We start from the raw sequence: 15,853 nt of genomic DNA on the forward strand, positions 1-15,853 counted from the left end.
CCCGGGCTGGTTCGACGACCGTGTTCCTGGACTGTGGGAAGGCGAGTGTCTGCTTCGGACGTCAGATACAGGAGTTTGATGTTCGATGCGTCACACATCAATCGGGCGTGAATTCTCGGAGCGTCTCCTTGCCTGCCGATGCGCGTCCGGAGAATGATGTCGGTTATGCTGATCCGGTCGTCCGCGCGGTTCCGATCGCCATTCGACGTACTGCCCCCAGTTCGCACCATGACTAGCACCATGACGATATCCTGCCAGGTCAGATGCCCTTCTGGATGGAGCAGGTGACCCTGGTCGAGCGGCCGGAAGCCGCCATCCTGCCCATAATCGGGCGTACCGGAGATCTGTCCGCGCTGCGTGCGGAAATCGCGCATTCGGGTACCGGATCGCGTCGGTTGGTAGTGGTCGAAGGGGTCGCCGGTATCGGCAAATCCACCCTGTTGGACCATTGCTTCGACAATTACGCGGGTTCTGCTGGCACCGTCTTGCGCGCCCGGTGTCATGAGCTGGCCGCCGATGGTCCATTTGGGGTGGTGCGGCAGCTGTTCGTCCCCTTGGGCCTTTCCGCGGCCGACGTGGACGGATCGCCGCTGCTGTCCGGTGGTGCGCGGTGGGCGGTGCCCGCGTTCGCGCCGGTCGTCGAGCCCGCGGCCGCGGACCCGGCGCGCACCTACTCGGTGGTGCACGGCCTGTACTGGTTGGCGGCCAACCTGATGGCCGAGGCGCCGCTGGTGCTCGTCGTCGATGACGTGCAGTGGTGCGATGAGCCTTCCCTGCGCTGGTTGGGTTACCTGCTGCGCCGCACCGAGGGCATGCCGTTGTGCGTCGTCGCCACCACCCGTCCGCCCGCGCGTCCCGAACTCGCCGACAGCCTCGCCGCCGACTGGGCGAGGCTGATCCGGCTCGAACCGCTGGGCCGGGCCGAGATCCGCGAGGTCATCGCCGCGACACTGCACGGCGAGCCGACCGAGCGGTTCCACGCGGCCTGTGTGGAACTGTCCGGCGGCAACCCGTTGCGGCTGAGCCGACTGCTCGGCACCGTCCGCAGGCAGGGGCTCGGGCCGGACGACGGGGCGCTGGCCGTGCTCGACGAGGTGGGCTCGGACGTCGTCGCCTCCTCCGCGCTGTCCTGGGTCGGGACCCAGCCCGCGCACGTGGGCCGGGTCGCCCGCGCGGTCGGCGTGCTCGACGACACCCGCGCCGACCTGGTCGCCGCGCTGTCCGGGGTGGCCGTCCGCACGGTACGCGCAACCCTGGAGTCGTTACGGGACAATGACATCCTGGCGGCCGACCGGGACGGCTTCGCGCACGAGCTGGTCCGGGTCGCGCTGCTGGGCGAACTCCCCGACGACGACCTCGCCCGCCTGCGCGCCACCGCCGCCCGGCTGCTCAGCGACGCCGGGTGCCCGGCGGAGGAGATCGCCCGCCAACTGCTGCCACTGCCCCGGCTCGCCGAGCCCTGGATGCGCGCCGTGCTGTCCGACGCGGCCCACGACGCCAACGGCCGCGGCGCGCCCGACGCCGCCGCCCGCTACCTGCGTGCCCTGCTCCCCGAGACCCCGGACGACCCGGCCCTGCACGCCCGCCTCGCCGAGCAGCTCGCGCAGACCGACCCGGTGCAGGCCATGGTCCACCTGCGGACCGCGCTCGACGGCACCGCCGACCCGCGCGCCCGCGCGCCGTTGGCCGTGCGGTTCGGCATGACCGCCCTCGCCGTCCAACGCTCGCCGCACGCGGTGACCCTGCTGGCGGACACGCTCGACGCCCTCGCCGCGGAGATCGGCGCGGACCCCGGCCCCGCCGACCGGGAGCTGCGCACGCTGGTCGAGTCCGCGCTGGTGATCACCGGATTCGACGAGAAGTCCACCGTTCCACAGGTGCAGGAACGCATCCGCGGCATGCGCGAGCCCGCCGGGGACACGCCTGCCGAGCGCCAGCTGCTGGCCATGATGGCGATCGGCGACGTGATGCGCGGCGAGGCGCCGGAGGTCGCGGTCGGCCGGGTGAACCGGGCGCTGCCGGTGGACGAGGCCGCGCACGGCGGCTGGACCATCCTGGCCTCCGCGTTCGTGCTCGACCACGCCGGTGCGGCGCCCGCGGCCCTGGCCGCCCTGGACCGGCTGCTCGACCACAGCCGCAGGCGCGCCGCGGTGTGGACCAACGTGCTGGCCCTGAGCACCCGGGCGCTGATCCTGCACGGCCTGGGCGAGTTCGCCGAGGCCGCGGCGGAGAGCCAGCTGTCGCTGGAGATCGCCGGGCAGGAGGCCTGGCACCCGAACGCGGTGCAGCCCACGGTGGCGCTGGCGGCCGCGCTGGCCCGGCGCGGCGAGGCGGGCCGCGCCGAGGAGCTGCTCGACGGCCTGGTGCGGCCGCGCATGGAGTGCTTCGCCGTGGAGTACCACCACTTCCTCATGGCCCGCGCCGCCACCGCGCAGCACCTCGACCGCCCGGACGAGGCGCTCGACCACCTCTACCGCTGTGGTCGCAGCCTGGACGAGGCGGGCATCGCCAACCCGGTGTTCACCCCGTGGTGGCTGGAGGCCGCGTTGATCCTCGCCGCGACGGACCGCGCCGCGCAGGCGGGTGAGCTGGCCGAACGCGGTGAACACCTGGCCGGTCGCTGGCCGGTGCCACGCGCAGGCGGGCTCGCCTTGATCGCCCGATCGGTGGTCAGTGCCGACACGAAAGCGGTGGAGCTGCTGGAGGAAGCCGTGCGCGTGCTGCGCGACTCCGGCGCCCGGTTCGACCATCAACGCGCGGAGCACCTGCTGGCGGGCGCCTTGCTGCGCAAGGGGGACGTGCGGCAGGCACGGGAACACCTGCGCACGGCCGTGGACCTGGCGAACCGGTGCGGCGCGCGCCCGGCCGCGCTGGCGGCACGGGACCTGTTGCTGGCCGCAGGCGGCCGGATGCGGCCGATCACGGGTGCCCGGGTGGACACGCTGACCGGTGGCGAGCGGCGGGTGGCCGCCATGGCCGCGACCGGGGCCAGCAACCGGGAGATCGCCAAGGCGCTGTTCGTGACGCCGCGGACGGTGGAGGTGCACCTGACCAACGCGTACCGGAAACTCGGCATCGCCGATCGGGGCGAGCTGGCCGCGGTGCTGCGCGAGCCGCCGTCCCGAGTGGCCGACGCGGATGTCCGGCCGGACATCTGACAGGTTCGAGGTGGTCCGAGATGGATGGTCCCGGTGGGCCGGATCGGTTGGGGTGGCGCGCATGTCGGGTGCTCGACGCGGTGGTGTGGCACGGGACGCGCGGCGCGCCGCCGTGTTGGTCGGGCGGGACCGCGAGTGCGCCGCGCTGCGGTCGGCCGTGCGGTCGCTGGTCGCCGGTGGGTCCCGCGTGGTGGCCGTGCGCGGCGAGCCCGGCGCGGGGCGCAGCGCGCTGCTCGGCTGGGCGGTCGCCGAGGCGGCGCGGGCCGGGGCCGCCGTGGCCCGCGCGTGCGCGACGCCGCTGGAGACCGGGCTGCGGTTCGCGGTGATCGACCAGCTGTCCGGCGCGCTGCCCGTGGACGTCGACCAGTACGCCCGGCGCGCCGACTTCGTCCGGCTGTGCGCGGGGTTGGTCGCCGCCGCCCGGCGCGCGCCGCTGGTGCTCGCGGTGGACGACGCGCAGTGGCTGGACCCGCAGTCGGAGCAGATCCTGCGGATGCTGGTGCGGCGCCTGCACCACGTGCCGGTGCTGATGCTGCTCACCACCACCCGGTCGCGGCCCGCCCTGGTCGACGAGGTGCCGCCGACCGTGGACGGGGAGACGATGCGGCCGGGTCCGCTGTCCGAGGACGCGGTACGCGAGCTGTGCCTGCAACTGTTCGCGCAGGCGGCGGATCCCGAGTTCGCCCGCCACGCCACGGCCGTCACCGGCGGCAACCCGGGCGTGCTCGTGCCCGCGCTCGGCCAGTTCGCGCGCGACGGCGGGCGGCCGTGCGAGGACCACGCGGCGGAGTTCGGCGCGCTGGCCGCGGGTTGCCGGGCCGCGCAGGTGAACGCCGTGCTGGACAGCCTGTCCCCGACCGCCGCCGAGGTGTTGCGGTTCCTCGCGATCAGCCGGGGCGACCTGGACCGGTGGCTGGTCACGTCCCTGTTCGGCACCGGCCACGGCCGCGCCGACGTCGTCTACCGGTTGCGGGAGAGCGGGCTCGTGCGCGGCGATGGCGACCGGCTGCGGCTGGTGGACGCCGTCACCGAGCACCAGGTGCTGGCCAGGATGACCGCGGCCGAGCGGCGCGCCCTGCACGCGGAGGTGGCCGAGCTGGCCTTCCGGGCGGGCGCCCCGGACGACATCCTCGGGCGGATCCTGCTGGGCAGCCGCTCGACCGAGTCCCCCTGGGCGCCGCGGGTGCTGCACCGCGCCGCGAGCCGTGCGCTGCTCGTGGGCAACGACCGGGACGCGGCCGCGCTGCTGGGCTCCGCGCTCGGCGAGCCCGTGCCGTCGGCCGACCGCGCGCGACTGCTGGTGGACCTGGCGGCGGCCGAGGTGCGCGAGCGGCCGGTGGCCAGCGACCGGGTGCTGGCGCACGTGGTCTCGGGCAACGGCGACGGCGAGCTGATCCATCGCCTGCGCGCCGCGGACCTGCTGCTGGCGCGGGGCGCGTGCGGGGCGGCCGAGCGGGCGATCGCCGGGCGCCTGTCCGCGCTGGGCGGCCGTCTCGACGACGCGGACACCAGGACCGAGCACGCCGCGTTGACCGCGCTGCGGGCACTCGTCTCGGAGATAGCGCAGGACCTGCCGGAGATGTCGACCGGCGAGTTCGTCCACATCGAACCCGCGGTGGCCACCGACGAACCGGTCGACCCGGTGGCGGCGGGGGTGGCGGCCTGGCGGCTGGCCGCGCGCGGGACGAACCCGGGACGCGCCCGGCTGCTGGCGAACATCGCGCTGGCCCCGTCCGTGACCCGGCAGCCGCTGGCCATGCCGCGCCTGGCCGCGTGCACGGCGTTGATGCTCACCGACGATGTCGAGGTGGCCGAACGGGGGGTGGACGCGGTGCTGGTCGACGCCCGGCGCCGGGGGCTGCGCGCGGTGGTGGCCACCTGCCTGCTGCGGCTCGGCTCGCTCGCGCTGCGCCGAGGGCTGCTGGACACCGCCGCCAGCCACCTGGCCGCCGCGGTCGAGGAACTGCCGCCCGGCTCGTGGGATCCGCGCGTCATGCCGTTCCCGCTGGCCTGCCAGGCGCTGGTGGACCTGGAGCTGGGCCGGGTCGACGTGGCCGAGGGTCGGTTGGCCACCGCGCTGCCCGCCGCCGCGGAGTCCGGGCTCGGCTGGTCGCACCTGCTCTACGCGCGGGGCGCGCTGTTCCTCGCGCTGGGCAAGCCCGATCCGGCGCGGCGCGCGCTGCTGGAATGCGGCCGCAGACTGGTGAGCGGCGGCTGGACGAACCCGGTACTGCTGCGCTGGCGGCAGTTGGCCGCCGAGGCCTCGGGCGCGGTCGGCGACGTCGGGGCGGCGCGGGCGCTGCTCGCCGAGGACCGCTGTCGTGCCGAGGAGTGGGGGACGCACAGCGCGGTCGGTGCCGCGCTGCTGGCCACCGGGACCGTGCTCGGTGATCTCGGCGAGTGCACCGGCACCGAGCTGCGCCGCGCCGAGCAGACGCTGCGCGACGCGCCCGCCCGCCTGCTGCACGCCCGGTCCCTGCTCGCCCTCGCCAAGGTCGAACTCGGCCACGGCGCCCGCGGAGGTGTCGGCAGCGGAAGCGGGGACGCGGTGCGCCTGCTGGACCGTGCGTTGCGGGCGGCCCGCTCGATGGGCGCGGTGACGCTGGCGGGACGCGCCGAGGCGATGCTGCGCCGCGCGACCGCCGCCTCCCCCGCCCGGCGCGGACCGGTGGGCACCACGGCACGGGTGGGTTCGGTAGGCTTCCCCGGCTCGACGCCGCGGCCGACGACCGGGTTGTCGGTGGCCGAGTCGCGGATCGTGGAGCTCGCCGCCACGGGCTTCACCAACCCCGAGATCGCGACCGCGCTGTCGGTCACCCGGCGCACGGTCGAGCTTCACCTCAGCAGTGCGTACCGCAAGCTCGGGGTGTCCGGGCGCGCCGAGCTCGTCCGCGTGCTCGTCGGAACCGACAGGTAGTGCCGAGACCGTGTTGTTCGATCGCGAGAAGGAACTGGCGCGCGCCGAGGACGCGGTGCGCGCGATCACCGCACGGGTCGGCGCGCTGGCCGTGATCAGCGGTCCGGTGGGGATCGGCAAGACCACGCTGGCCTCCGCGGTGGCCGACCTGGGTGTCCGCGCGGGCGCGCGGGTGCTGCGCGTGGCGGTGTCCGCCTCGGAGCGGCACTACGCGCTCGGGGTGGTCAGCCAGGTGTGGGAGGCGGTGGTCGCGGGCCTGACCGCGGACGAGCGCGCCCAGGTACTGGCGGGCGCCGCCGACCACGTGCGGCCGCTGTTCGCCGCCGAGGTGTGGCCGCCGAACACCGACTCGCCCGCGCCGGTCGGGCAGGAGCTGCTGCACGGGCTGCGGCACCTGTTCACGGTGATCGGCAGGCGGCGGCCGCTGGTGCTGGTGCTGGACGGTCTGCAATGGGTGGACGACGAGTCCCTGCGCTGCCTGGCCTACCTGGCCAACCGGCTGGCGGGGATCGGTGTGCTGATGGTCGTCACCGTGCACGACGGCGAGGCCGACGCGGACACCGCGCTGGTGCGGCACCTCACCGGCCTGGCCACGCACGTGCTGCGCCCGGGACCGCTCTCGGCCGCGAGTGTCGCGGTGCTCGTGCGCGAACAGTTCGGCGAGCCCGGCACGGACGCCTTCGTGGCCACCTGTCACGCGGTGACCCGCGGCAACCCCATGCTGCTGCGGTTCGTCCTCGCCGAACTCGCCGCTCAGGGCCACCGCCCGACCGACGACGGGATCGACGCGGTGCACGACTGCCGCCCGCCCGCGCTGCGCGACCGGCTCGTGCGCGGCCTGCGCGGCCAACCCGCGCAGGCGATCGCCTGCCTGGCCGCGATCGGGTTCCTTGGCGACGCCGCCGAGGCGGGGCTGGTCGAGCAGCTCGCCGGGCTGGACGAGATCGGCCGCGTCGAGGTGCTGTCGTCGCTGACCCGGCAGGGCCTGGTGGTCCCCGAGCCGCGGCCCGCGTTGGCGCACCCGGTGCTGCGCGAGGCGATCGACGAGCTGATCACCGCGGACGAGGTGGAGCGGCTGCACGCGGCCGCCGCGCGGCTGCTGCACGGCACCGGGCACCCGGCCGAGACGGTCGCCGAGCACCTGCTGGCGGTCCCGGCGCAGCAGGAGCCCTGGGCCGTGGACGCCTTGCGCTGTGCGGCGGACGCGGCGGCCGACCGCGGCGCGCACGCCCTCGCCGCCCGATACCTGCGCCGTGCCCTGCTGGACACCCCGCCCACCAGTGAGAGCCGGGCCGCCCTGCTGCTCGAACTCGCCGCCATCGAGCGCGCCACCGACTCGTCCGCGTCGGTCCGGCACGTGCTGGAGGCGGCGTCCCAGCTGGCCGCGCCGCGCGACCAGGCCGCCGCGATCGTCCAGCTGCCGCCCACGGCGTTGGGCAGCCCGCCGTTCGCGGTGCGCGAGGTGCTGCACCGGGTGGCCGCCGAGCTGGGGGAGCCGGACGGTCTCGGCGGTGTGGAGCGGGAACTGGCGTTGCGGCTGGAGGCGCGGACCCGGCACGTGGACGACGGCGACTCCCGGTGGCTGGCCGACGCCGTGCGCAGGCTGGGCGCCGTGGACACCACGCGCTGCCTGGCCAGTCCGGGCGGGCGGGAGCTGCTCGCCGTGCTGGTGCGCGCGGCCGCGCTGACCGGGACGTGGGCGAGCGCGGAGGTGGCCAGGCTCGGCACCGCGATCCTCGACCTGGAGTGGCCGTCCCCGGAACGCCTGCACGCCACGCTGCCGGTCGTCGGCGCGCTCGCCCTCGCCGACCGCCCGTCGGCCGCGGCGGGCTGGCTGGACTACGCGCTGGAACAGGCGGTGCGGGGCAGCGACCCGGTCGCGGCCGCGGTCGTCCACGCGGCGCAGGGGATGGCGTTGCTCGCGAGTGGACACGTCGGCAAGGCGATCGCCGCAGGCGGCTCGGCGGCCGTGCCGGAGGCGGGGCAGTGGCTGCACGCGGTGTCGGTGTCCGGGGTGGCGCTGGAGACCGGGCCGCTGGACAACTGCGCCGAGGATCTCGTCGGTCAGGTCGGCGCGATGTGCGACGGGCGCACCGACTACCCGCCGCTGATGGCGGTGAACCAGGTCGCGCGCGGCATCCGCGCGGCCCGGCGGGACGATCTGGGCACGGCGCTGGAGCACTTCCTCGACTGCGGCAGGCAACTGGAACGCGCGGGGTGGGTCAACCCGGCGGTGTTCCCGTGGCGGGCCGCGGTCGCGTCGCTGCGGCACCGGCTCGGCAACATCGCGGCGGCGCGGGAGCTGGCCGAGGAGGAGTGCGCCCTGGCGATCACCTGGGGCGCGCCCGCGGCGGTGGGTCGGGCGCTGCGGCTGCGCGGGGCGCTGACCCCGGGCGCGGTGGGGCTGCGGTTCCTGCGCGAGGCCGTGGACGTGCTGGACGGTTCGGAGAACGTGCTGGAGAAGTCGCGCGCGCACATGGCGTTGGGGCGTCGGCTGTCGGGCAGCGGTGACCGGGACGCGGAGGCGCATCTGCGGCGGGGGCGTGGGCTGGCGCAGGCGTGCGGCGCGGGGTGGCTGCTGGAGCGTCAGGGCGCAGGCCGGGTGCGGGTGGACGTGCCGTACGCGTCCGAGCTGACCCGCGCGGAGTTCCGGGTGGTGCAGCTGGTGGTCGGCGGCCGGACCAACCAGGCCGTGGCGGACAAGCTGGGCATCAGCTGCCGGGCCGTGGAAAAACATCTCACCAGTTGTTATCGCAAACTGAAGTTGGCGGGCCGGTCGGAACTGAAGGCGGCGTTCCACACCGTGCCCGCGGCGGCCGAGCCGGGGAACAACTGACCGTTCCGCCGCGATTCGCCGGACTCGGGTGGATCCGGACACCACCGAATTGGCCTACGATCGTTTACCGTGGTATTCGGCAGATGTGCGGATTAATTCGCCGCGTTGTCGCCTGCCGCCCATATGGCCGTCCCGTGCGTTCTCGGACCGAACCCCCGGTGCGCTCCGGCGACCCCCGTCGGGTTCGGTGCGGGGTGCCCCGGACACCCTCCTGCCCTGCGGCGATGGCGTCAACCAGCGGATAGTCCTCCGTTCGGTGGGTTTCGCACCGAACCACGTCACCGAACCACGTCACCGAACCGTGGTAATTCGACCGAACCTCGGGCGCGGGGGAACCGTAAGGTTGGTTAGGGTCGGATGACCGGTGATTGACAGTGTCCGCGCGGATTCATAGTGTCACCAGCGAGGGACGAAGTGTGCGGCGACCACGGGTCCGGCCGCCACGTTCAATCTTGTCATGTGACGAATTCTCGGCAGACTTCCCCTGGAAGGACGGGTTCGCATGTCTCGCCCCTGGTTGACGCCTCCGGTGCCGGAGCTGGTCGATTACGTGGCCCCGGTGGCGGTGAGCAAGCACGCGGATGCCTACCAGTCGCTCTTCGCGCGGTCCGGCATCTGCATGGCCACTGTCGACATGGGACTCCGCGTGCTGGACGCCAACGAGCAGTTCCGCCGCGACCTCGGCGCGGGCGGCGACGCGCCGGTGGGGCGCGAGCTGCTCGACTTCGTGCACCAGGGCGCGCACGGCCACCTGCACCACCAGTTCGTCCGGCTCGTGGAGGGCCGCTCCGACCGGGTCGTGGAGCGGGTGCTCGGCGTGCACGCCGACGACGGCCTGCTGCCCGCCCAGCTGACCGCGGTCGCGGTGCGCGAACAGGTGGTGGTCACCGCGATCGTGGTGATGCTGCAGTGGGAGGCGTTCCCCGGCGGGGCGGCGGGCCGGTCGTCCCGGCGCAAGGTGCTGACCCCGCTCAACGCCCGCATCCTGGAGGGCGTGGCCAGTGGCATGTCCACGGTCAACCTGGCGATCAAGCTGCACCTGAGCAGGCAGGGCGTGGAGTACCACGTCGGCACGATGCTGAAGAAGCTCAAGGTGTCCAACCGTGCGGCGCTGGTCTCCCGCGCCTACACCATGGGCGTGCTGACCGCGGGCGCCTGGCCGCCCCGGGTGGACCCCGAGTTCGTCAGGTGACCAGGCCGGGGACCCGGTCGGGGTCGGCGCTGTCGGTCGGATCGGTATCGGCCGGATCGGTGGTGTCGGCGCCGAACCGGGCCCCGTGCAGCCGCGCGTACGCGCCGCCCGCGGCGAGCAGCGCGGTGTGCGTGCCCGCCTCGGTGATCCGCCCGTTCTCCAGGTGCACGATGAGATCCGCGTCCCGCACGGTGCTCAGCCGGTGCGCGATCACCAGGCTGGTCCGGCCCGCCCGCAGGGAGTTCATCGCGCGCCGCACCAGCGCCTCGGTGCGGGTGTCGACCGAGCTGGTGGCCTCGTCCAGCACGAGGATCGCCGGATCGGCCAGGAACGCCCGCGCCACGGTGACCAGCTGGCGTTCCCCGGCGCTGAGACCGGTTTCCCGGTCGTCGAGCACGGTGTCGTAGCCGTCGGGGAGGGTGCGCACGAAGTGGTCGACCTGGGTGGCGCGCGCGGCGGCGACGATCTCGTCCCGGGTCGCGCCCGCCCGACCGTAGGCGATGTTCTCGGCGATGGTGCCGTGGAACAGCCAGGCGTCCTGCGGCACCGGGCCGATCCCGGCGCGCAGCTCGTCGCGGGTCATGGTGGCGATGTCCGTGCCGTCCACCAGGATCCGACCATCGTCGACCTCGTGGAAGCGCATCAGGAGGTTGCCGAGGGTGGTCTTGCCCGCGCCGGTCGGGCCGACGATCGCCACCGTCCGGCCGGGTTCCACGGTGAGACGGATGTCCTGGAGCACCGGGGTGTCGGCGTCGTAGCGGAAGGACACGTGGTCGAACTCGACCCGGCCGCGCACCCGGGCCGGACGGGCCGGGCGTACCGGGTCCGGTTCCTGCTCGGGCGCGTCCAGCACCTCGAAGACACGCCGCGCGGAGGCCAGACCCGACTGCAACAGACCCGCGATCTCGGCCACCAGCGCGACCGGGCGGCCGAACTGGGCGGAGTACTGGATGAACGCCTGCACGTCGCCGATCGACATGGACCCGCTCGCCACCCGCAGCGCGCCGACCACGACCACGGCGATGTAGTTGAGACCGGCCACGAACACCATCGAGGGTTCCATCGTCCCGGCCAGGTACTCCGCTCGCGACCCCGCGGCGAACACCTCGGCGTTGTGCTCGTCGAAGGCCCGCTCGACCTGCTCGCCCCGGTCGAACCCGCGGACCAGCGAGTGTCCGGTGTAGACCTCGTCGACGTGCGCGGTCAACGCGCCCGTCGCGTCCCACCGCCGGGCGAACGCGGGCTGGGCGCGGCGGGTGGTCCGCGCCGCGACGGCTCCCGCCACCGGCACGCCCACCAGCACGACCACCGCCAGCAGCGGCGAGATGGCGAACATCAGCACGAGCACGCCGACGATCGACAGCACCGAGGTCAGCAGCTGGCTCAGGGTCTGCTGGAGCACCTGCTGGAGGTTGTCCACGTCGTTGGTGACCCGGCTGAGCAGGTCGCCGGTCGGGTGCCGGTCGAAGAAGCCCAGCGGCAGCCGGGCGAGCTTCGCGGCCACCCGCTCGCGCAGATCGAACACGACCCGGCGGACGATCGTCGCCGCCAGCCGCTCCTGGCCGAGCACGAACAGCGAGGCCACCACGAACAACCCGAGCGCGATCGCCAGCACGCCACCCAGTCGGCCGAAGTCGATGCCCTGTCCGGGCACGAGGTCCACCGTGGTGACCACGTTGGCGAGCGTGTCGTGGCCCTCGGCACGTAACCGGGTGACGACCTCGGCCTGGGACGCGCCCGCGGGCAGCCCCTGGCCGACCACCCCGGCGAAGATCACGTCCGTCGCCCGCCCGAGCAACAACGGGCCAAGCAGGTTCAGCCCCGCGCCCACCGTGCCCATGGCCACCATGCAGGCGACCAGGTGCCGGTACGGGCCCAACATCCGCACCAGGCGCCGCACGGGTGTGTCCGCAGTGGACCTCGGGGGCGCGGTCTCGTCGGACGGGGTATCGGGACCGGGTCCCTGGTGCCGGTCACCCGACATCGGCGGCCTCCCGCGGCGTGAGTTGGGAGTGGACGATCTCCCGGTAGGTTTCGCTGTCCCGCAGCAGCTCGTCGTGCGTGCCGATACCGACGATGCTTCCTTTGTCGAGCACCACGATCCGGTCGGCGTCCCGAATGGCGTCGACGCGTTGGGCCACCAGGATGACCGTGGCGTCGACCAGTTCCGGTTCGAGCGCTCGTCGCAGCGCGGCGTCGGTGGCGTGGTCGAGCGCCGAGAAACAGTCGTCGAACAGGTAGATCCCGGGTCGGCGCAGCAGGGTCCGGGCGATGGACAGGCGCTGCCGCTGCCCGCCGGACAGGTTGGCGCCGCCCTGGGCGACCGGGGCGGCCAGCCCGCCGGGCAGCCGCTCGACGAACTCGCGCGCCTGGGCGGCCTCCAGCGCCCGCCACAGCCGGGCGTCGGTGGCGTCGGGCTCGCCGAAGCGCAGGTTGCTCGCGACCGTACCGGAGAACAGGTGCGCCCGCTGCGGCACGAGACCGACGGTCCGGCGCAGGTCGGCGGGTTCGTGGTCGCGCACGTCGACACCGTCGACCAGCACGGAACCGGCGGTGGCGTCGGAAAGCCGGAGGACGAGGTCGAGCAGCGTGGTCTTGCCGCTGCCGGTGCTGCCGATCACCGCCACGGTCTCGCCCGGCGCGGCGACGAGATCGATCCCGTGCAGTACGGGCTCGTCCGCTCCCGGATAGCGGAACTCCACGCCGCGCAGCTCGACGCGGCCCGCGCGGGAAGCGGGGACGACGGGGACCGCCGGTGGCGGGACACCCGGTTCGGTGTCCAGGACCTCCCGGATGCGCCGCGCGGAGACCGCCGCCCGGGGCGCCTCCAGGAGCACGAACGTCGCCAGCACGATCGACATGAGCATCAGCGCGAGGTAGCCGAGAAAGGCGATCACCGCGCCGAACCGCATCGCCCCGGCTTCCAGCCGCAGGCCGCCGAACCAGATCACCGCCACGCTGAACACGTTCATCACCAGCAGCACGGCCGGGTAGATGGTGGCGTTGAGCCTGCCCACGGCGAGCGAGAGGCCGAGCAGCTCGGTGTTGGCCGCGCGCAGCCGCTCCCGTTCGTGGGCGTCGCGCACGAACGCGCGGATCACCCGAACACCGGTGATCTGCTCGCGCAGCACCCGGCCGACCCGGTCGAGGCAGTTCTGCATCCGGTCGTAGCGCGGGTACATGCGCGCCAGGATCAGGCCGATCACCACGCCGACGACCGGGACGATCCCGACGACCAACCCGGACAGCGGCACGTCCTGCCGCAGCGCCAGGGCGATCCCGGCCAGGCAGGTGATCGGCACCGCGGCCGCCACGGTCAACAGCACCACGGCGAACGCCTGGACGTGCTGCGGGTCGTTCACCGTCCGGGTGAGCAACGACGGCGTGCCGAACCGCGCGACCTCACGCCCGGAGAACGACCGCACCCGCCGGAACACCGCCGAGCGCAGGTCCCGGCCGAGCGCCGCGGCGGTCCGGGTGCCCAGGCGCACCGCGCCGAGGTGACAGCCGATCTGCACCACCGACACCGCCAGCATGAGGGCGCCCGCGCGCAGGGTGAACCCGGTGTCGCCCGCGACCACGCCCTCGTCCACGATCGCCGCCGTGATCGCAGGCTGCAGCAGTCCCGCGACCGTCTGCGTGACCTGCAACAGCAGCAGGAACGCGACGGTTCTGCGGCGTGACCGCAGGTGGACGCGCAGCAGCCGGATCAACACCCGGCACGCCCTTGGTCGGCACAGACCACCGTCGCCTCATTTCGCCCGAGTCGTCGGGTCCAGTCCACGGCGCCCGGCACTCGGGAATCACTAGAGTTCCCACCCGTCCGCGTCGCCGGTTCTCGGACATCCCCTAGATTTCGTTTGCTCCCTTTGACAGTGCGCGAGCCTGCTGCGACCGTTCGTCCGTACCCCGGCCGGACGATGGCGGACCGACGCGCGACCGGACGACCGCGCCCGCGCCACCGACCCGGCCGTTCCCGCCGCGGCCGCGCGATCACCCACGCGGTACGTGCCCGCGGACCGGCCCCGGTCCCGGCGGAGAAGGGAAGCACATGTCCAAGCGCGCCTTGATCACCGGCATCACCGGGCAGGACGGCTCCTACCTGGCCGAACTGCTGCTCTCGCAGGGCTACCAGGTATGGGGGCTGGTGCGGGGGCAGGCGAACCCGCGGCGGTCGCGGATCAGCAGGCTGATGTCCGACCTGTACTTCGTGGACGGCGACCTGATGGACCAGGGCAGCCTGGTCGCCGCCGTCGACCGGGTGCAGCCGGACGAGGTCTACAACCTGGGCGCCATCTCGTTCGTGCCGATGTCCTGGCAGCAGCCCGAGCTGGTCACCGAGGTCAACGGGATGGGCGTGCTGCGGGTGCTGGAGGCCATCCGGATCGTCAGCGGCCTCAACGGCTCGCGCAACGGCGGCAGCCAGATCCGCTTCTACCAGGCCTCCTCCTCCGAGATGTTCGGCATGGTCACGGAGAGCCCGCAGTGTGAGAAGACCATCTTCCACCCGCGCAGTCCGTATGGTGTGGCGAAGGCTTACGGGCACTTCATCACCCGCAACTACCGCGAGTCCTTCGGCATGTACGCGGTCTCCGGCATCCTGTTCAACCACGAGTCCCCGCGCCGCGGCGCGGAGTTCGTCACCAGGAAGATCTCCCGGGCGGTCGCCAACATCAAGCTGGGCTACCAGGACAAGCTGGCGCTGGGCAACCTCGACGCCGTGCGGGACTGGGGCTTCGCGGGCGACTACGTGCGCGCGATGCACCTGATGCTGCAACAGGACGGCCCCACCGACTACGTGGTGGGCACCGGCCGGATGAACTCGGTCCGGGACGCCGCCCGCATCGCCTTCGAGCACGTGGACCTGGACTGGCGCGACCACGTCGTGGTGGACCCCGACCTGGTGCGGCCCGCCGAGGTGGAGACGCTCTGCGCGGACGCCCGGCGCGCCGAGGCCGAGCTGGGCTGGACGCCGACGGTGGACTTCGCCGGGCTGATGCGGATGATGGTCGACGCCGACATCCGCCAGGTGTCCAGGGAACGCGAGTACGAGGACCTGCAGGTCGCCGTCGGCTGGTGACGGCTCGCCCGCGACCGGGCCCGGCGGGACCCGGCCGGACCCGGTCGGGCACCGGGCTCAGCCGGGTTCGGTCGGCCTGGCCAGCGCGAGCAGGGCGGCGGCGATCCGGGCGCCCTGCGGCCCGAGCCGGGCCGAGTACCGCCGCACCATGTCGTACTCCGCCGAGTGCCGTACGGCGGGCAGGCCCGCGGCACGCCGGGCCTGGTGGTGGTGCCGGGCGCGGTGTGCGCGGTGCAGCACCAGCGCGATGATGCGCTCGTCGAGCTCGTCCAACTCGGGGTGGTCGTCGGTCCCCACCGGTGCGGACAGGGGATGGATCGTGGCGTCGATCGTGGGATCGGCCGTGCGGTCGTTCGACATGATGGTCACGGGAAGCCCTCCCGGGGCCTGCGGTCGTGCTCGGTCGCGGTGATCATGCGCCCGCCGCCGCCCGGAAATCCCCAGTGATCGCCGCCCGTGCCCGCCGGGGAACCACTAGGGAATCACCTGGGCGGTTCCGCCCGAGACTCCCACCATGGTGTGCGGACTGGGTCACGCGCGGACGGGCCCGTAGGCGGCCATCGGGAGCACCGAGGTGATCCGTCCACCCCGGACGACCGGTCGCGGGGCGGGCGGCGCGCGCATCGCACGGGGTCGGTGTCCGTCAGTCTCGCAGATGGGTTGACTCGAA

The 15,853-nt window shown here is 73.7% G+C and carries 8 protein-coding genes; 5 read left to right on the forward strand and 3 right to left on the reverse strand.

Annotated elements, in window-relative coordinates; genetic code table 11:
• Positions 1-263 precede the first annotated feature (263 nt).
• The 4 genes from C503_RS37780 (at position 264) to C503_RS0103945 (ending at position 10,103) form a co-directional block, all read left to right on the forward strand.
• Entirely contained in the window at positions 264-3,158 is a 2,895-nt protein-coding gene (locus C503_RS37780; protein WP_084476746.1) for an ATP-binding protein, read from the forward strand.
• Between the two features lie 61 nt (positions 3,159-3,219).
• A complete protein-coding gene (locus C503_RS0103935; RefSeq protein WP_169514490.1) occupies positions 3,220-6,075 on the forward strand; it encodes a BREX system ATP-binding domain-containing protein in 2,856 nt (951 codons plus the stop codon).
• Positions 6,076-6,085: 10 nt separating this feature from the next.
• Complete coding sequence (locus C503_RS37785; protein WP_018680904.1) at positions 6,086-8,911, forward strand: helix-turn-helix transcriptional regulator; 2,826 nt, start codon at positions 6,086-6,088, stop codon at positions 8,909-8,911.
• A 502-nt stretch (positions 8,912-9,413) separates the two neighbouring features.
• Positions 9,414-10,103 (forward strand): helix-turn-helix transcriptional regulator, encoded by a 690-nt coding sequence (locus C503_RS0103945; RefSeq protein ID WP_156892944.1) that lies wholly within the window; start codon positions 9,414-9,416, stop codon positions 10,101-10,103.
• On the opposite strand, the gene C503_RS0103950 is transcribed toward C503_RS0103945, so the two are convergent.
• Entirely contained in the window at positions 10,096-12,003 is a 1,908-nt protein-coding gene (locus C503_RS0103950; protein WP_018680906.1) for an ABC transporter transmembrane domain-containing protein, read from the reverse strand. The genes C503_RS0103945 and C503_RS0103950 overlap by 8 nt on opposite strands.
• A 73-nt stretch (positions 12,004-12,076) precedes the next feature.
• Complete coding sequence (locus tag C503_RS0103955; RefSeq protein ID WP_018680907.1) at positions 12,077-13,819, reverse strand: ABC transporter ATP-binding protein; 1,743 nt, start codon at positions 13,817-13,819, stop codon at positions 12,077-12,079.
• Positions 13,820-14,154: 335 nt separating this feature from the next.
• On the opposite strand from C503_RS0103955, the gene C503_RS0103960 reads away from it, so the two are divergent.
• Entirely contained in the window at positions 14,155-15,183 is a 1,029-nt protein-coding gene (locus C503_RS0103960) for a GDP-mannose 4,6-dehydratase (protein WP_018680908.1), read from the forward strand.
• Positions 15,184-15,240: 57 nt separating this feature from the next.
• On the opposite strand, the gene C503_RS37790 is transcribed toward C503_RS0103960, so the two are convergent.
• Positions 15,241-15,552, reverse strand: a complete 312-nt coding sequence (locus C503_RS37790) for a hypothetical protein (protein ID WP_018680909.1) — start codon at positions 15,550-15,552, stop codon at positions 15,241-15,243.
• Between the last annotated feature and the right edge of the window lie 301 nt (positions 15,553-15,853).

This window comes from Actinokineospora enzanensis DSM 44649 (assembly GCF_000374445.1).
In the GTDB taxonomy this organism is placed as follows: Bacteria; Actinomycetota; Actinomycetes; order Mycobacteriales; family Pseudonocardiaceae; genus Actinokineospora; species Actinokineospora enzanensis.